General features: G+C 35.1%; 20 protein-coding genes. 19 read left to right on the forward strand and 1 reads right to left on the reverse strand.

The window, feature by feature from the left end; translation table 11 throughout:
* Window positions 1-67: 67 nt before the first annotated feature.
* Entirely contained in the window at window positions 68-1,273 is a 1,206-nt protein-coding gene (locus EGD97_RS09800; protein ID WP_127837209.1) for a CGNR zinc finger domain-containing protein, read from the reverse strand.
* A gap of 458 nt (window positions 1,274-1,731) precedes the next feature.
* On the opposite strand from EGD97_RS09800, the gene EGD97_RS09805 reads away from it, so the two are divergent.
* From EGD97_RS09805 to EGD97_RS09885, 19 genes are all read left to right on the forward strand, one after another.
* Window positions 1,732-2,211 carry an RNA polymerase sigma factor gene (locus EGD97_RS09805; RefSeq protein WP_127837210.1) on the forward strand — a complete coding sequence of 160 codons (480 nt, stop codon included), beginning with the start codon at window positions 1,732-1,734 and terminating at the stop codon, window positions 2,209-2,211.
* Window positions 2,212-2,287: 76 nt separating this feature from the next.
* On the forward strand, window positions 2,288-2,482 hold the full coding sequence (locus tag EGD97_RS09810) for a hypothetical protein (protein WP_127837211.1): 195 nt from the start codon (window positions 2,288-2,290) through the stop codon (window positions 2,480-2,482).
* Entirely contained in the window at window positions 2,475-3,173 is a 699-nt protein-coding gene (locus EGD97_RS09815) for an antA/AntB antirepressor family protein (protein WP_127837212.1), read from the forward strand. The genes EGD97_RS09810 and EGD97_RS09815 overlap by 8 nt, the downstream gene beginning before the upstream one ends.
* A gap of 168 nt (window positions 3,174-3,341) precedes the next feature.
* Window positions 3,342-3,500, forward strand: coding sequence for a hypothetical protein (locus tag EGD97_RS12425; protein WP_164850200.1), 159 nt, complete (start codon window positions 3,342-3,344; stop codon window positions 3,498-3,500).
* The gene (locus tag EGD97_RS09820) at window positions 3,457-3,762 is read left to right on the forward strand and encodes an rRNA biogenesis protein rrp5 (protein WP_205693982.1); all 306 of its coding nucleotides are present in this window, start codon (window positions 3,457-3,459) and stop codon (window positions 3,760-3,762) included. The genes EGD97_RS12425 and EGD97_RS09820 overlap by 44 nt, the downstream gene beginning before the upstream one ends.
* Window positions 3,762-4,913, forward strand: a complete 1,152-nt coding sequence (locus EGD97_RS09825; protein WP_127837213.1) for a DUF2800 domain-containing protein — start codon at window positions 3,762-3,764, stop codon at window positions 4,911-4,913. The genes EGD97_RS09820 and EGD97_RS09825 overlap by 1 nt, the downstream gene beginning before the upstream one ends.
* 16 nt (window positions 4,914-4,929) lie before the next feature.
* Window positions 4,930-5,469, forward strand: a complete 540-nt coding sequence (locus EGD97_RS09830) for a DUF2815 family protein (RefSeq protein WP_127837214.1) — start codon at window positions 4,930-4,932, stop codon at window positions 5,467-5,469.
* A gap of 68 nt (window positions 5,470-5,537) precedes the next feature.
* Entirely contained in the window at window positions 5,538-7,484 is a 1,947-nt protein-coding gene (locus EGD97_RS09835; protein WP_127837215.1) for a DNA polymerase, read from the forward strand.
* A 16-nt stretch (window positions 7,485-7,500) separates the two neighbouring features.
* Window positions 7,501-7,671, forward strand: a complete 171-nt coding sequence (locus EGD97_RS12430; protein WP_164850201.1) for a hypothetical protein — start codon at window positions 7,501-7,503, stop codon at window positions 7,669-7,671.
* Between the two features lie 43 nt (window positions 7,672-7,714).
* Complete coding sequence (locus EGD97_RS09840; protein ID WP_323052688.1) at window positions 7,715-8,449, forward strand: phage antirepressor; 735 nt, start codon at window positions 7,715-7,717, stop codon at window positions 8,447-8,449.
* Between the two features lie 39 nt (window positions 8,450-8,488).
* Window positions 8,489-10,888, forward strand: coding sequence for a virulence-associated E family protein (locus tag EGD97_RS09845; protein ID WP_127837245.1), 2,400 nt, complete (start codon window positions 8,489-8,491; stop codon window positions 10,886-10,888).
* A gap of 322 nt (window positions 10,889-11,210) precedes the next feature.
* Entirely contained in the window at window positions 11,211-11,489 is a 279-nt protein-coding gene (locus tag EGD97_RS09850; RefSeq protein WP_035380433.1) for a VRR-NUC domain-containing protein, read from the forward strand.
* A complete protein-coding gene (locus EGD97_RS09855) occupies window positions 11,486-12,856 on the forward strand; it encodes a DEAD/DEAH box helicase (protein WP_127837217.1) in 1,371 nt (456 codons plus the stop codon). Before EGD97_RS09850 ends, EGD97_RS09855 begins: the two co-directional genes overlap by 4 nt.
* Before the next feature lie 4 nt (window positions 12,857-12,860).
* On the forward strand, window positions 12,861-13,112 hold the full coding sequence (locus EGD97_RS09860; RefSeq protein WP_205693983.1) for a hypothetical protein: 252 nt from the start codon (window positions 12,861-12,863) through the stop codon (window positions 13,110-13,112).
* A gap of 26 nt (window positions 13,113-13,138) precedes the next feature.
* On the forward strand, window positions 13,139-13,558 hold the full coding sequence (locus tag EGD97_RS09865) for a DUF1492 domain-containing protein (protein ID WP_035380437.1): 420 nt from the start codon (window positions 13,139-13,141) through the stop codon (window positions 13,556-13,558).
* A gap of 210 nt (window positions 13,559-13,768) precedes the next feature.
* Complete coding sequence (locus tag EGD97_RS09870; RefSeq protein WP_035380439.1) at window positions 13,769-13,978, forward strand: hypothetical protein; 210 nt, start codon at window positions 13,769-13,771, stop codon at window positions 13,976-13,978.
* Complete coding sequence (locus tag EGD97_RS09875) at window positions 13,959-14,342, forward strand: HNH endonuclease (RefSeq protein WP_127837247.1); 384 nt, start codon at window positions 13,959-13,961, stop codon at window positions 14,340-14,342. Before EGD97_RS09870 ends, EGD97_RS09875 begins: the two co-directional genes overlap by 20 nt.
* 414 nt (window positions 14,343-14,756) lie before the next feature.
* A complete protein-coding gene (locus tag EGD97_RS09880; protein WP_079411914.1) occupies window positions 14,757-15,182 on the forward strand; it encodes an RNA polymerase subunit sigma-70 in 426 nt (141 codons plus the stop codon).
* A 4-nt stretch (window positions 15,183-15,186) separates the two neighbouring features.
* Window positions 15,187-16,422 carry a site-specific DNA-methyltransferase gene (locus tag EGD97_RS09885; protein ID WP_127837218.1) on the forward strand — a complete coding sequence of 412 codons (1,236 nt, stop codon included), beginning with the start codon at window positions 15,187-15,189 and terminating at the stop codon, window positions 16,420-16,422.

The raw sequence follows: 16,422 nt of genomic DNA on the forward strand, positions 1-16,422 counted from the left end.
CACTTCCTTCCCTTTTTATATTTTAAGGCGTTCGGCTTTTTGTGTCTACACTAATATACTAACACCATTATTCATGTCTTTCTTGCTTGGAACGCTTCCTTTGTCTGTATTTATGTTGTTGGAATCTATTACGACATTCATCCGAACAGTATTTTTTTCGTGTTGATGTGGTTCTTACAAGAAAATATACACCACAGTTAGGATTAGCACAACGTCGATATAATTCAGATTGTGTCATATAAAAAATTGAAAAGTACAGTGCGGCCATCAAATTATCAATGTTCCATGATGGGTACATTTTAATCGCATCGTATTGAGGGTGAATACCATCAAGATTAGCATTTATTTCTTCTCCCAATACAATATGTGCAACTCTTATTAAAGCATCCTTGAGGAGTTTATCAAATTTGTCTTTATTAGGCGCTGTGAAGTAATCTATTCCGTTTTCATAATCAATAGCTTTTATTATTCCAACATTATATTGATAGTGAAACAGGAAATCAATGGTTTCTCGTAGCGGTAGGTCTTCATTAATAGCATTACAGTATAAAAGTGTTAGGTTCTTAAAAAATGGATTATCAGACCCGATTTTTGAGTTCATATGGCCACTAATAATATCATTGTAGTTATTAATATCTAGCTCATAAATAGGAGAGTATATAGTATCAGAAATTGAATATGTATATTTATCGAAACTTTCTTGTCCTCGATCTACTACTAGTAGATTAGAGGCATTTTTTATTTTCTCCAAAAAAGGATGTACACAAGTCATGTATGGAGTTTTCAGTGATGGAAGGTCTAAAACTATAGGCTCTGATAAAAGCAAATATAAAGTTAAATGCAATATTTTGTCATAATCTCTACGGATTGCTGTTAGGGCACTCATAAGCTCTACAGTTGCTCTGATTCTGCTAATTAGTTCAAATAATAATATCCCGTCAATTTCTTCGTACTCTGTACTACTTATGTTAAAAAAGAAACCATTTCTTTTGAAAAAATTAAATAATGCAGAGGTATCCCCATTTTTTATAGAGATTAAATTACCCAGTACATTTTTTTCAATCAATGCACCTTTAGTACCAAGACGTACTAATCCTATATCCCCAGCTGCAAATGCAAAGTGAATGGTATCCTCTAAAATAGCTTGTAACTTTAATATTCGTTTTTCTGGATGTCCAGGTGCGGTATGAATAATATCTTCAACACAATCACAGGCACAGCTTTGGAAACGAAATAAATTATTTTCAAAAAAATTATTAGCATTTTGAGACATTAGTAAATCCTCCTCAACACTTAAAAGTAATTGTAAAAGTTATTTTATGATTCTATATCCTAAAATAGTAACAATAAAAATAACCATAGGTAAATAATACCACTATTTAATAATCATAACAATAATTAAAAGAAAAATATTCTAAATAAATAATAGTTAATATGCTGACTATCAGTTATCCTGTGTAAACTATAGAATTAAATTAGACAAGGGTAAGGCTCATGGTAGCCTCATAGGACGAGTTTTTCTGTCTACAAAAAAATATCAAATGCCTGATTTGCAATAAGGGCAAAGGATACATATTGTTTCGCTTCAATCCATAAGGATTATTGCGGTGCAATAGAAGTACCTTACCTTATTGCGCTCATTTTCAGGACAGAGGGTGTGTGTACTTCAAGCATAGACCTATTTTTATATCCTTTGCCGTCAATGCAGTTTGGCGGAAAGGGTGTAAAAATATGTCAAGAAATCATAAGACAAGCAAAAAGAACAGAATGAACTATATTTACTACAGTGTAGATGGTAGTAGAACAATTTTAAGACCTGGGGAAGATGGTGTAACAGAAGCAATAATAGAAACACTACACCAGCTTGATGATGAAGCTTATGACTTAAATAGAAGTGAAACAAGAAGACATGAAAGTATAGACGAATTAACCGATAAAGCAGAAATATTTATAGACCACAATGCTTATGTTGAAGAAGAAGTGATATCAGAAATTGAAAGTGAAGCTGTAACAAAAATTGTACAAGATGTCATATTAGAATTAAAACCTCAGCAAAGAGATTTAATTAACAAACTGTACCTTTCGGATAGGCCTATGAGCCAAGCAGAATATGCAGAGGAGCTTGGTATTGAAGAGTCTAGTGTTTCACAAAAAGCATGGAGGGCGAGAACAAAATTAAAAAAACTTATAAAAAGTAAAAATATTTTCTAAAAAAGTGTAGAGGTCATCTCTTTCTCAAGGTTTATATATAGAGGGGAAAAACTTCATGAAAATGGAGGTGAGAAGAATGTTAAAACATCAGGTGGAAATTAATGTATCTGATTCCAAAGGGAATAAGGTGAACGTCTTAAAAGGTGGAAATATAAAAATCCGAGACCGATTATTAAATCTACTTTTAGGTAATCAGCAGAAGCTATTAGTGCTAGTACCAAGCGAAATAGTTGAGTCGGTATCCATAAAGGAGGTAGTAAAAGGTGAATAATTTAATTAGAGTCGATTACAGCAGTGAAAGACCAACAGTGTCTGCGAGAGAACTTCATAGGTTTTTAGAAATAAAAACTGAATTTAGACATTGGTTTCCAAGAATGTGTGAGTATGACTTTACTGAAGGAATAGATTATACCCCGGTCATTTTTGACCACCCCAAAAACCATCAGCCCACAACAGATTATTGTTTAACAATCCCTATGGCAAAAGAATTATGCATGATTCAAAGAACTGAAAAGGGAAAAATGGCTCGCCAATATTTCCTTTCTATTGAAAAGGCATGGAATACACCTGAAATGGTAATGTCCAGAGCTTTGAAAATGGCAGAGCAGACAATAAAACATCTGCAGATTGAAAATTCAAGATTATTAACAGCTAATGCCGTTATGCAGCCAAAAGCAGATTATTTTGATGAACTGGTAGACAGGAATCTGCTTACTAATTTTAGGGATACAGCAAAAGAATTAAAAATAAAGGAAAAGGACTTTATAAAATTTCTAATTGATAAAAAATATATCTATAGAGATAAAAAAGGCAAAATCAAACCTTATGCAGATAAAAATAACGGTTTATTTGAAATTAAAGAAGCAAAGAATGAAAAAACCGGTTGGGCAGGCACTCAGACCTTGATTACACCAAAAGGGCGAGAAACTTTCAGACTGTTAATCAAAGGAGCAGTAATATAAATAAAATTTTAATAATTCGGTTTCCAAACCATAGTCCCTATTGGCTAACTATTGAGGAGATATTTAAATGGTAGCCAGAAAAAAATTAAGTAAAATATTAAAAAAATCTGGTTACCAAAATATCATCCTCATTGGCTAATAAGTGAAGGGAAAAAGGAGGTGGAATATATGCAGATTGATAAACACAAAGAACTTCAGGAAGAGATGATAGGTGTTTTAACTGCAATGAGTATTGTTTCAAAGAGACTTGCAAATCGTTTATTAGAAATGGAGAAAGGGGGCGATGAAGATGAGAAGGAATCAGCTTTTAAGGGAAATAGCAAATGATTTAAGAAATGTTGCAGATACAATTCATAAGCTTTTAGAAGAGTTAGATTGTGAACAAAAGGATTCTAAAGAAACAGAAATAAAAGAACCTGCAGTTAAAGAAATTACATTAGAGGAAGTCAGAGGAAAGCTTGCAGCACTATCACAAGATGGCAAGCAGGCACAAGTAAAAGCACTCATAACAGAGTTTGGAGCTAAGAAATTAAGTGATATTCCGTCAAGTAAGTACCAAGAGCTTCTTGAGAAAGCAGAGGTGTTGTAATGGCAAGTCACGCATTACTTTCTGCATCATCAGCCCATAGGTGGATGATTTGTACCAAAGCACCAAGACTTGAGGAATCTGTAGAAGAAGAGCAATCTATTTATGCAGCTGAAGGCAGTTTAGCTCACAGCCTTGCTGAAATTAAGACAGCTGTGGAGATAGGGAAAATATCAAAACAAAAATACTTAAAGAAATTACAGCAGATAAGGTCAGACCCTTTATATACAGAAGAGATGGACAAGGCAACAGAAATATATAAAGAATTCTGCATTGAAAGATTTAATGAAGCAAAGGCAGCAACAAAGGATGCTGTAATTATGTTAGAACAGCGGCTTGATTACAGTCCTTGGGTACCAGACGGCTTTGGAACTTCAGATACCACAATTATCAGTGATAAAGTATTAGAAATAATTGACTACAAGCATGGAAAAGGAGTTGCGGTAAGTGCTTATGAGAATACACAGATGAAGCTGTATGCATTAGGTGCTGTTAATCAGTTTGGATTTTTATATGACCTTGAAACAATCCGCATGACTATCTGCCAGCCAAGACTTGACAGCATTGCTACCTTTGAAATGTCTGTAGAAGATTTAGTGAAATGGGGAGATGAGATAGTTAAGCCTAAGGCAGAACTTGCATTTAAAGGTGATGGAGATTTTATTTCAGGGGAGCACTGCAGGTTTTGTAAAGTTAAAGCAACCTGCAGGGCAAGAGCAGAGGAGAATATGAAACTTGCCTGTATGGATTTTCAAAAACCTTCCCTTCTTTCAGATGAAGAGATTGTAGAAGTATTGACTGCTGTTGATGGTTTAATAAACTGGGCAAAAGATGTACAGGAATATGCTTTAAAACAAGCTGTTGAAGAAAATAAAAAATGGCCTGGAATGAAGCTTGTAGAGGGGAAAGGCACCCGAAAGTTTACTGATGAAGAAGCTGTAATTAAAGCACTATTAGATGCAGGTTATGACAGTGATGTGGTTTATAAAAAATCAGTTAATACAATCACAAATCTTGAAAAGGCATTAGGAAAGAAAACATTTAATGAGCTTTTAGGCTCGTATATAACAAAATCTCAGGGCAGATTAAAATTAGTGCCTGAAGATGATGACAGGCAGGCTGTTAAAGCTTCACCAGAAGAAGATTTTAATTAATGAGGAGGAAAAAGATATGGTAAAAATTACAATTGGAACAAAGGAAAACCCAGTAAGATTCAGCTATGCAAATGTGCATCAGCCAGTAAGTGTAAACGGCAGTGATTTAAAGTATTCTGTCAGCATTATCATACCAAAGTCAGATAAGAAATCAGTAAAGAAAATAAAAGATGCAATTCAAAAAGCTATTGAAGAAAATAAGGACAAGTTTGGAGGAAAAATTCCTGCAAATCTTAAGACACCCCTTCGTGACGGCGATGTGGACAGAGAAGATGATGAAGCTTATGCAGACAGCTACTTTATTAATGCCAACAGCAAAATAAAACCAGGAATTGTAGATGGAGATTTGAATCCTATTATAGACCAAAGTGAATTTTACAGCGGCTGCTATGGCAGAGTGAGTTTAACTTTTTATGGATTTAACGTAAATGGAAATAAAGGAATTGCAGCAGGGCTTCAAAACATTATGAAAACAGCAGATGGTGAGCCTCTTGGAGGAAGAAGCAGTGCAGAGGATGACTTTGCAGATGATGATGAGGAAGATGTTTTAGGATAAATAGAGGAGAGATTAACTTTCTCTCCTTCTTTATACAAAGAAGAATTAAAAGCAGGTGATAAGAGAAAATGAGAACTTTGAGTATAGATTTAGAAACATTCAGCAGTAAAGACTTAACTAAATGCGGAGTTTATGCCTACTGTGACTCTGATGATTTTGAAATATTACTTTTTGCATATGCCTTTGATGATGAAGAGGTAAAGATTATTGACATAGCCCAAGGAGAAGAAATACCTGAAAATATTATTGAAGCTTTAACAGACCCCAATGTTATAAAGACAGCTTACAATGCAAATTTTGAAAGAACCTGTTTATCAAAATATTTAAAAAAACCTATGCCATCTAATCAGTGGAGATGTTCGCAGGTTCATGCTTTAGCTTTAGGTCTTCCGGGAAGTTTAGATGGTGTAGCAAAGTGTTTAAGACTGTCAGAGCAGAAAATGAAAGAAGGTAAAGCACTTATAAAATATTTTTCCATGCCGTGCAAACCTTCAAAAGGCAACGGCTTAAGAAACAGAAATATGCCTGAGCATGATATGAAAAAATGGCAGGTATTTAAAAGTTACTGCAGACAGGACGTTGAGGTTGAAAGGCATATAAGAAAGAAACTTGAAGCATTTCCTATCATAGAGCTTGAACAGAAACTATGGGAACTGGATCAAAAGATAAACGATGAAGGAGTGTTAATTGATATGATGCTTGTTAAAAATGCAATAAAAGCAGATAAGGATTTTCAAGCAAAAATGTTTGAGGAAGCTGTCAATTTATCTGGACTTGATAATCCTAACAGTCCTGCCCAGATAAAAAACTGGCTGCAGGAGAAAGGTATAGAAGTAGATAGTCTTTCTAAAAAGAAAGTTGAAGAGCTTGTATCAGAATCTTCTGATTCAGAAGTAGAACGTATGTTAGAGCTAAGACAAGCTATGTCAAAAACATCTGTTAAAAAATATGAGGCTATGGAGCGTTCAATATGCAGGGATGGAAAGATTAGAGGACTGCTGCAGTTTTATGGTGCGAATAGAACTGGGAGGTGGGCAGGAAGGCTTGTTCAGATTCATAATCTTCCAAGGAATAAAATGAGTGATTTACAGTCAGCAAGAGAATTTTTAAAATCAGGAAATTTTGAAGCACTGGAAATGCTCTTTGACAGTGTACCGGATGTATTATCTCAGCTTATACGAACAGCCTTTATACCTACTGAAAATTCAAGATTTATAGTGGCAGATTTCAGTGCTATTGAAGCAAGAGTTATAGCATGGCTTGCCGGGGAGAAATGGAGAATGGATGTATTCAACTCTCATGGGAAAATCTATGAAGCATCAGCATCACAGATGTTTAAAGTACCAATTGAAACTATTGATAAAGGCAGTCCGTTAAGGCAGAAAGGTAAGATTGCAGAACTTGCCCTTGGATACGGAGGCTCAAAAGGGGCATTGATTCAAATGGGTGCATTAGATATGGGTCTTACAGAAGGTGAACTATCTGAACTTGTAACAGCTTGGAGGAATGCAAATCCAAATATTGTTAAGCTTTGGTGGGAGGTAGAAGAGGCTGCTGTAAAGGCTGTAAAAGAAAAAGCAGTAGTAAAAATACAGTATGGGATTAAATTTCATTATACAAAAGGTATTTTATTTATTACCCTTCCTTCAGGACGAGCTCTTTCATATGTAAGACCTAAAATCGGTGTAGATGAGCGTTTTGGAAAAGAACAGCTTACCTATGAAGGAAATGAGCAGGGAAAGCAGTGGGGAAGAATTCCTACTTATGGGGGCAAGCTTGTGGAAAATATTACACAGGCTATTGCAAGAGACTGCTTAGCTGTAGCAATGTTAAGGCTTGATGAAGCAGGATATAAAATAAAATTTCATGTGCATGATGAGGTTATTCTTGAAGCTGAAAACGGCACAGGCTCAAAGGAAGAAGTTGAAAAAATTATGGCTGAGCCTGTCAGCTGGGCTAAAGGTCTGCCGCTTAAGGCTGACAGCTTTGAAGCCTTTTATTATAAAAAAGATTAGGAAGGAGCAGAAATCTATGAACTGGGAAGACGATTTTTATGAATCTGTTGATAAAGCAGTAAAATGTCCTGCTTGTGGAAATGAAGCTATGATTAATATGCATATAGAGCATGGAGAAATAGTTGATTATTTTTATGAATGTGAATGCGGAAAAATTATAGAACAGGAGGAAATAGAACATGAATAATTTACAGGTATTCAGAAATACAGAGTTTGGTGAGTTGAAGATATTGATTAAGGACAATAAAGAATATTTCCCAGCGACGGAATGTGCAAGGACACTTGGATATAAAAACCCACAGGAAGCAATAAGAATGCACTGCAAAGGGGTGCGTGAATTCCTCACCCCTACTGAAGGAGGAGAACAGAAGGTTAGATATATTCCAGAAGGAGATCTTTTCAGGCTTATAGTTAAATCAAAATTACCTGCGGCAGAAAAATTTGAACGTTGGGTATTTGATGAGGTACTGCCTGCCATAAGAAAGCATGGTGTTTATGCAACAGATAAAGTTATAGACGATATTATTACAAATCCTGAGCTTGGCATTAAATTATTTACAGAGCTTAAACTTGAGAAAGAAAAAAGAAAACAGCTTGAGCTTGAAAATGCTAAGAATAAACAAATTATCGGAGAATTAAAACCTAAAGCAACTTACTATGATTTAATACTGCAGAACCAATCTTTGGTTCCTATAAGTAAGATAGCCAAAGACTATGGTATGTCAGGAAAAGCAATGAATAAACTGCTTCATGATTTAGGGGTGCAGTATAAAATGGGAGATACATGGCTTTTATATCAAAAATATGCACACATGGGATACACTCAATCAAAAACTCATGCACTTGATGCAGAAAAAAGCGTAATGCATACCTATTGGACTCAAAAAGGAAGATTATTTCTCTATGATCTTTTAAAGAATAAATGCAGCTTGCTTCCAATAATTGAAAGAACAGTTTCAGCTTAAGGAGATGGAGTTTGTGATAATTGGAGGTGAAAGATGGCAATGGAGATGAAGAATAAAGCTGAAAGCAATGGTATTTCATTAAAACATGACGGCATGCTAACTATAGCCGTGGGCAGAAATCGAAAGGAACTTAATTGGAAAAACAAAGAAATGCTGTGGTCTGAGATGGTGGCTAAATTAAGCAGGACTATCAGAACCCATGAAACCTATGAGGAGTATAAGAAACTTTCAAAGTCAAAGCAGGATGAAATAAAAGATGTAGGCGGTTTTGTCGGCGGTACTTTAAAGGGCGGCAGAAGAAAACATGACAGCGTTGTATGGAGACAGCTTGTAACCCTTGATGCAGATTTTGTAAAAGGAGATTTATGGTCATCTGTTGAGACTATTTTCGGGTATGGGTGTGTTATGTATTCCACTCATAAACATCACCCCGATAAACCAAGATTGAGACTTGTAATACCTTTATTAAGACCTGTAACTGCTGATGAATATGTTCCTATTGCAAGAAGGATTGCAGCAGACCTTGGCATAGACTTCTTTGATGATTCTACTTATGAAGTTCACAGGCTTATGTACTGGCCATCAACATCATCGGATGGAGAGTTTGTTTTTAAGCTGGCAGATGAACCTTGGATTGATCCGGATACTGTGCTTTCAAGGTACAGTAACTGGAAGGATTCATCATTTTGGCCGGAGAGTATAAGGACTAAAAAGGAAAGAAAAAAGCTTGCAGACAAGCAGGGAAACCCAAGGGAAAAAGAGGGTGTAGTAGGAGCATTTTGCAGAACTTATTCAGTTACAGAGGCAATTGAAAAATTTTTAAGTGATGTTTATACACCTTGTGAAGATGCAAATCGTTATACCTATGCAGCAGGTTCTACAGCAGGCGGTCTTGTAATTTATGAAAATGGAGATTTTGCATATTCCCATCATTCTACAGACCCAATAAGCGGAAAGCTTTGCAACGCCTTTGATTTAGTCAGAATTCATAAATTCGGCGAATTAGATGATGAAGCTAAAGAAGGAGTGCCTGTGAATAAACTTCCATCATATAAAGCAATGGTGGATTTTGCTGTAAAAGATAAAGATGTAAGAAAACAGATTGTATCAGAAAAGTTAGACAGTGCAAAAGATGATTTTAAAGACGAAGACTGGCAGAAAAATTTAGAAATAACCAAAAACGGTGAAATAAAAAACAGCTTAAAAAATTTAATTACAATTCTTGAAAATGACCCTAATCTTAAGGGAATTGTTTTTAATCAGTTAAGTGATGGGATGGAAATTAAAGGTGAAGTACCGTGGCAGCATCCGAGCAAATGGTGGCGTGATGCAGATGATGCACAGCTTATCAGTTATATAGATTTAACTTATGGAAATTTTTCAGCACGTAATTATGATATCGCTGTTACTAAAGTTACAGATGACAGGTCTTATCATCCTATAAGGGAGTATTTAAAAAGCCTGCCTGCGTGGGATGGAATGGAGAGAGCTGATACTCTTCTTATTGATTATTTAGGTGCTGAGGATAATGAATATGTAAGAACTGTAACAAGAAAAGCTTTTTTAGGTGCTGCTGCAAGAGTATTTAAGCCTGGGATTAAATTTGACTGGATGCTTGTATTAAGCGGACCGCAGGGAATAGGCAAAAGCACATTGATACAAAAACTGGCAGGAGAATGGTTCAGTGATTCTTTAAAGCTTTCGGATACAAAGGATAAAACAGCAGCTGAAAAACTTCAAGGCTACTGGATATTAGAAATAGGAGAACTTGCAGGAATGAAAAAGGCAGAAGAAAATGAGCTGAAAAATTTCTTATCCAGTCAGAATGATATTTACAGGGCTGCCTTTGGAAGAAGAGCTACGCCTCATCCAAGACAATGCATTTTTATAGGCACAACAAACGAAAAAGGCTATTTAAGAGATACAACAGGCAATAGAAGGTTTTGGCCTGTAAAGGTTTATGGTTCAGAAAAGAAACCATGGCAGATTACTGAAGAAGAAGTAAAGCAGATTTGGGCGGAAATTCTTGTAAGATATGAAGCTGGAGAAGAACTAAAACTTCCAGATGAACTTGAAGAATATGCAAACCGCATGCAGAATGATGCATTGGAAACAGATGAACGTCAGGGAATCGTTGAAGATTACTTGGAAATGCTCCTCCCTGACAATTGGGAAGAAATGGACTTATATGAAAGGCGGGAGTATATAAGTGAATACCATAATAAAAACAGTCTTATTCCTAAAGGTACAAACCGTCGCACTCAGGTTTCAGTAATTGAAATCTGGTGTGAAGCTTTCGGCAAAAATAAAGCAGATCTTGAAAGAGTTAAATCTTATGAAATAACTAAAATGCTGAAAAGAATTGGAAAATGGCAGCATGGTGAAAAACTGGCTACTGGAGGTATTTATGGGCATAGGAGAGTCTGGGTAAGAAAATAACAAAAGGCTTTTAGTTAAGGTTTAGTTCATTTTTAATTATTAGCTTTAAGTGTTGATGAATAAAGACTTTCAGCTTTTATAATAACTAAATAACAAAAAATATTATATAGAGGTAATAAATATAGATATAAGTATATATACGCCTGCACGCCTAATGTGCACGCGCGTATAGGGGATTTTTTAAGCTTTGTTAGTTTTAAAGTCTGAAAAGCTTGAAAATACAAGGTTTTCAACAATAACAAAAGAACTAACTGAGAGTAAAAAATGAAACCCCAAAAAGAATAGAAGGATTTAATTTCTAAAGACAGGGTTGATAAAGATTATGAAGGAAAGAAAAATTGAAGATAGATTAAAACGGGAAGTAGAAAAAAAGGGAGGTTTATGCTTAAAGCTTATCTCTACAAGTATGGCGGGTGTGCCTGATAGACTGGTGCTTTTGCCTTCAGGAAAAGCAGTATTTGTAGAATTAAAGGCACCTGGAAAAAAATTAAGACCGCTTCAGTGTAAGAGAAAAAAGCAGTTTGAAAGTTTAGGCTTTAAAGTTTATGTTATTGATTCATTTGAAGGAGTAGAAAAATTTATACAGGAGGTGGAAGTTTGAAATATACACCTTATTCATATCAGCAGTATGCTGCCAGTTGGATTATAGATAAAAAATACTCAGCACTATTTTTAGACTGTGGACTTGGAAAAACAGTAATCACCTTAACAGCGATATTAGCGCTTTTATATGATTACTTTGAAATCACTAAAGTATTAGTTATTGCACCTTTACGTGTAGCACACAGTACATGGGATGAAGAAGTGGCTAAATGGGATCATCTTAAAAATATAAGAATATCGAAGGTATTAGGAACAGAGAAAGAAAGGATTGCTGCACTGAATACAAAAGCTGATGTTTATATTATAAATCGTGAAAATGTTAGATGGCTTGTAAACTTTTATAAAGCAGACTGGCCCTTTGATATGGTAGTAATAGATGAATTATCAAGTTTTAAGTCATCAAAATCAGAGAGATTTAAGGCAATAAGAAAAATAAGACCTTTAACAAAAAGAATAGTAGGTCTTACAGGCACTCCTGCTCCTAATGGACTTATAGATTTATGGTCTCAGATTTATCTTTTAGATGGAGGGGAAAGGCTTGGAAAAACAGTAACCGGCTTCAGGGAAAAATACTTTCTGCCAGATAAGAGAAATCAGTATATAGTATTTACCTATAAGCCAAAGGAAGGAGCAAAAGAAGCTATTTATGAAAAATTATCTGATATATGCGTTAGCATGAAAGCTGAGGATTACTTAGAATTACCTGAAAGGATAGACAATATTATTTCAGTTGAACTTAATTCAGCAGTAAAAAAGCAATATGAAGTTTTGGAAAAAGAATTAATATTATCTCTTGATGATTCGGATATATCAGCAGGTTCTGCTGCGGTACTTGCAAACAAATTATTACAAATGGCAAACGGTGCTGTCTATGATGAAGATGGAGAAGTTAAATATATCCATGATGAAAAATTAAAAGCACTAGATGAGCTGATTGAAGCAGCCAGTGGCAAGCCGGTACTTATATTTTATGGATATCAGCATGACAAAGATAGAATTATGAATTGCCTTAGTAAATTAAATCCAAGGATTCTTCAGTCAGATAAAGATATAAAAGACTGGAACAGAGGAGAAGTAAAGATTCTTCTGGCACATCCGGCATCCTGCGGCCACGGCTTAAATCTTCAGGCAGGAGGAAATATCATTATCTGGTTTGGATTAACATGGAGTCTTGAACTATATCAGCAGGCCAATGCAAGATTACATAGACAGGGACAGAAGGAAACTGTAATTATTCATCACATTATTGCAAAAGGTACTATAGATGAAAAAGTAATGAAAGCATTGGCAGATAAAAATACAAGTCAGACTGCTCTTATTGAAGCAGTTAAGGCACAAATGAGTAAATATAAAATTGGGGGATGAAGCTATGGGCAAAGAAAAAATATTTAAAGATAATATTGCAAAGGACTGTTTTGCTTATTATAAAGGCAGATGCAGAGCTTTAACAGTAAAGCAGTGTGAAGGAAAAGGATGCAGTTTTTATAAAACTAGGCATCATCAGGAGCAGGATAGAGAAAGAACAAGAAAAAGAATTATGTCATTAGATAAAGGACTGCAAAAGTATATTATTGAACGCTATTACATGGGAAAAAATAAGTTTTTTGAACTTGAAGAGTAAAATGTTAAAGATGGGAGGGAGTCGGCATGAGAGCTAAAGAATATTTATCACAGGCTGTCTGGCTTGACAAATTAATTCAAAACAAGCTGGAGCAGATGGAGAAACTAGAAGCTATAGCTCAAAAAACAACAGTAGATTTAAGTCAGGAAAAAGTATCCGGGGGGAAAGCTTCAACAAGTCCTATGGAAAATGCAGTAGTAAAATTAATAGAATTAAAACATGAGATTAATGATGATATTGACCGTTTAATTGATTTAAAAAGAGAGATTATTGAAACCATAGGTCAGCTAAGCGACGGCAGTTATAAACTGCTTCTGGAGATGAGATATATAGGCGGGAAAAGCTGGGATGTAATAGCAGTAGAATTGGGCTGTGACAGGAGAACTATATTCAGAATGCATGGAAAGGCAATAAAAGAAATAGATAAAATTAAAAGTTGTCACTAAATGTCACTGAATGTCACTATTGTACTATGATATTATATAAAGTGAAAAGGTATAGAAAAAGAACAAAATGCTATAGAATATGCCAAGGTTATATCAGAATGATTCCAAGGAAACGCAGCATTAAAATATGAAAGCCCTTTTGAGAAAAACTCTTAAGGGCTTTTTCTATGCCGTGATATATTGATTGAATTTTATTTTGGAGGAATAGATATGGCTGTTCATAAATGCAAAAGATGCATTTGGAGCAATAAGATAAATGATAATATTCTATACTGTATATTTCCAAGGTGCATTATGAAAGAAACAATATCAGAGAACGTTACTGCTAATGGAAAAGAATCTATAGTTATTCCTAAAGCAAGGACAAATTGTGATGATAAAACAAAAAGGAGAAAAAGAAATGTGTCCAGTAAAACCTAAACGACCCTGCAGTTATCCAGGGTGTCCTGAACTTACCTGTGGCAGATACTGTGAGAAACATCAAAAGGAGATAGATAAAAACTACAATAAAACCTGCAGACCTTACGGCTACCTTTACAACAGCAGCAGGTGGAGAAGACTTAGGAAACAGTTTCTGCATAAACACCCACTTTGTGAAGAGTGTAAAAGAAAGGGTATTGTTACTGCTGCAACTGTAGTGGATCATATTAAACCACATCAAGGTGATGAAAGGTTGTTCTGGGATGAGAGCAATTGGCAGAGTTTATGCAAAAGCTGTCATGATAGAAAGACTGCTAAGGAAGACGGCAGATGGGGAAGGAAAGGACGAGTCTATTCTTATTAAAGTTATCAACAATGATATGTTAATAACCTGTGGACAATCTGTTGATAATTCTTCAACAAAGGGTAGGGGGCATCATTATCCTCACCACTTGAACCCCCTACGTCGGGCGGCTCCCTTCGCACGAAATTTCGCAGAATTTAATAAGGGGGGTAGCATATATTTCATAAAAAATCAGCTGTAGTCATTGGAAAATCAGCAATCAAGCTGTTTTATATTTTGCAGATAAGTATCTATAAAAAATCAGAAGATAAAAGCCTGTGAACCTTAAAAATACAAGGATTTATAGGCTTTTGATGTTTGTATAAAAACTATTCAAAAATCAATTTTAAATAGTGATTTTTAAGTGTTTTTAAGTCATTTTCTAAAGATTTTGCATTAATCTTATCGCAAAAAAAGAAAGGAGGCATAAAGAAATTGACTGAGGTGGAAAAACAGCAGATTCATGAACTAAGGCTTAAAGGTTTAGGATATAAAGCAATAGCTGCAGTTCTTGGTTTATCAAGAGATTCAGTAAAAAGCTACTGTAAAAGGAATGGTCTTTGCGGTGATGTTTCTGTAGTAAGTTTGAACATTGAAGAGATGAAAAAGCAGAGTTTTGTATGCCTTCACTGTGGTAAGAAATTAAAACAAAAGAAAAAAGGGAGAGTAAGGAAATTCTGCTCTGAAGAATGCAGAAGAATCTGGTGGAAAAATAATCAAGACAAAAGAAACAGGAAGGATACAGCTGTTTATAAATACACCTGTGCCTACTGCAGAAAAGAGTTCAGCTCTTATGGAAATAAAAATAGAAAATACTGCAGTCACAGCTGTTATATAAAATCAAGGTTTGGGGAGGTTTAAGAAGATGCAGTTTAGGAAGTTAAAAATAGACAGCCTTATACCAGCTAAATATAATCCGAGAAAAGATTTAAAGCCGGGTGATAAGGAATATGAAAAAATAAAAAATAGTTTAACTGAATTTGGATATGTAGACCCCATTATTGTAAATTCAGACCTTACAATTATTGGTGGCCATCAAAGATGGAAGGTTTTAAAAAGCTTAGGCTATACAGAAGTTGATTGTGTTGTTATTGATATAGATAAAACAAAAGAAAAGGCTTTGAATGTGGCACTTAATAAAATAAGCGGGGAGTGGAATGAAGCACTTCTTGCTGAGCTTATTAAGGATTTGCAGAGTATAGATTATGATGTTTCCTTTACAGGTTTTGAACCGCCGGAGATAGAAGAACTGTTTAGCAATGTTCATGACAAGGAAATAAAAGAAGATGATTTTGATGTTGAAGATGCTTTAAAAGAACCTGTAATTTCAAAGCAGGGAGATTTGTGGCTGCTTGGAAGACACAGACTTGTGTGTGGAGATAGTACGGAGTCGGAAGTTTACAATATTTTGATGGAAGGTAGAAAAGCAAATCTTGTGGTAACAGACCCTCCCTACAATGTTGCATATGAAGCAAAAGCCGGAAAGATTCAAAATGATAACCTTAAAGATGAGGAGTTTTATAATTTCCTTTATAAGGCTTTCACTAATATGTATGATGCAATGGAGAAAGATGCTTCAATTTATGTATTCCATGCAGATACAGAAGGATTAAACTTTAGAAAGGCTTTTAAAGCTGCTGGATTTTATCTATCCGGAGTTTGTATCTGGGCAAAGCAAAGCTTGGTACTGGGCAGAAGTCCTTATCAGTGGAAACATGAACCTGTACTCTTTGGTTGGAAGAAGGAAGGCAGGCATAATTGGTACTCTGATAGAAAACAAAGTACTATATGGAGCTTTGACAGACCATCTAAGAATGCTCTCCATCCAACAATGAAGCCAGTAGCTCTTTGTGCTTATCCAATTCAAAACAGCAGCATGAGCAATTGTATTGTTCTTGACCCTTTTGGCGGTAGTGGTTCTACTTTGATTGCCTGTGAACAGACTAATAGAATCTGCTATACCATAGAGCTTGATGAAAAGTATGCGGATGTTATTGTAAAAAGGTATATAGAGCAGGTTGGTACAGATGAAGAAGTATTTTTAGTTAGAGATGGGGTTAAAATTAAATATGCTGATATAAAAAAGGAAGGTTGTGATTAA

Origin of the sequence: Clostridium prolinivorans (assembly GCF_004011155.1) — a bacterium.
Classification (GTDB): domain Bacteria; phylum Bacillota; class Clostridia; order Clostridiales; family Clostridiaceae; genus Clostridium_AT; species Clostridium_AT prolinivorans.

What these genes read in the sequence shown, in the direction of transcription:
- EGD97_RS09800 (WP_127837209.1), bottom strand. Translation starts at nt 1,273, where the DNA reads ATGTCTCAAAATGCTAATAATTTTTTTGAAAATAATTTATTTCGTTTC.
- EGD97_RS09805 (WP_127837210.1), top strand. Translation starts at nt 1,732, where the DNA reads ATGTCAAGAAATCATAAGACAAGCAAAAAGAACAGAATGAACTATATT.
- EGD97_RS09810 (WP_127837211.1), top strand. Translation starts at nt 2,288, where the DNA reads ATGTTAAAACATCAGGTGGAAATTAATGTATCTGATTCCAAAGGGAAT.
- EGD97_RS12425 (WP_164850200.1), top strand. Translation starts at nt 3,342, where the DNA reads ATGCAGATTGATAAACACAAAGAACTTCAGGAAGAGATGATAGGTGTT.
- EGD97_RS09820 (WP_205693982.1), top strand. Translation starts at nt 3,457, where the DNA reads ATGAAGATGAGAAGGAATCAGCTTTTAAGGGAAATAGCAAATGATTTA.
- EGD97_RS09825 (WP_127837213.1), top strand. Translation starts at nt 3,762, where the DNA reads ATGGCAAGTCACGCATTACTTTCTGCATCATCAGCCCATAGGTGGATG.
- EGD97_RS09830 (WP_127837214.1), top strand. Translation starts at nt 4,930, where the DNA reads ATGGTAAAAATTACAATTGGAACAAAGGAAAACCCAGTAAGATTCAGC.
- EGD97_RS09835 (WP_127837215.1), top strand. Translation starts at nt 5,538, where the DNA reads ATGAGAACTTTGAGTATAGATTTAGAAACATTCAGCAGTAAAGACTTA.
- EGD97_RS12430 (WP_164850201.1), top strand. Translation starts at nt 7,501, where the DNA reads ATGAACTGGGAAGACGATTTTTATGAATCTGTTGATAAAGCAGTAAAA.
- EGD97_RS09845 (WP_127837245.1), top strand. Translation starts at nt 8,489, where the DNA reads ATGGAGATGAAGAATAAAGCTGAAAGCAATGGTATTTCATTAAAACAT.
- EGD97_RS09850 (WP_035380433.1), top strand. Translation starts at nt 11,211, where the DNA reads ATGAAGGAAAGAAAAATTGAAGATAGATTAAAACGGGAAGTAGAAAAA.
- EGD97_RS09860 (WP_205693983.1), top strand. Translation starts at nt 12,861, where the DNA reads ATGGGCAAAGAAAAAATATTTAAAGATAATATTGCAAAGGACTGTTTT.
- EGD97_RS09865 (WP_035380437.1), top strand. Translation starts at nt 13,139, where the DNA reads ATGAGAGCTAAAGAATATTTATCACAGGCTGTCTGGCTTGACAAATTA.
- EGD97_RS09870 (WP_035380439.1), top strand. Translation starts at nt 13,769, where the DNA reads ATGGCTGTTCATAAATGCAAAAGATGCATTTGGAGCAATAAGATAAAT.
- EGD97_RS09875 (WP_127837247.1), top strand. Translation starts at nt 13,959, where the DNA reads ATGTGTCCAGTAAAACCTAAACGACCCTGCAGTTATCCAGGGTGTCCT.
- EGD97_RS09885 (WP_127837218.1), top strand. Translation starts at nt 15,187, where the DNA reads ATGCAGTTTAGGAAGTTAAAAATAGACAGCCTTATACCAGCTAAATAT.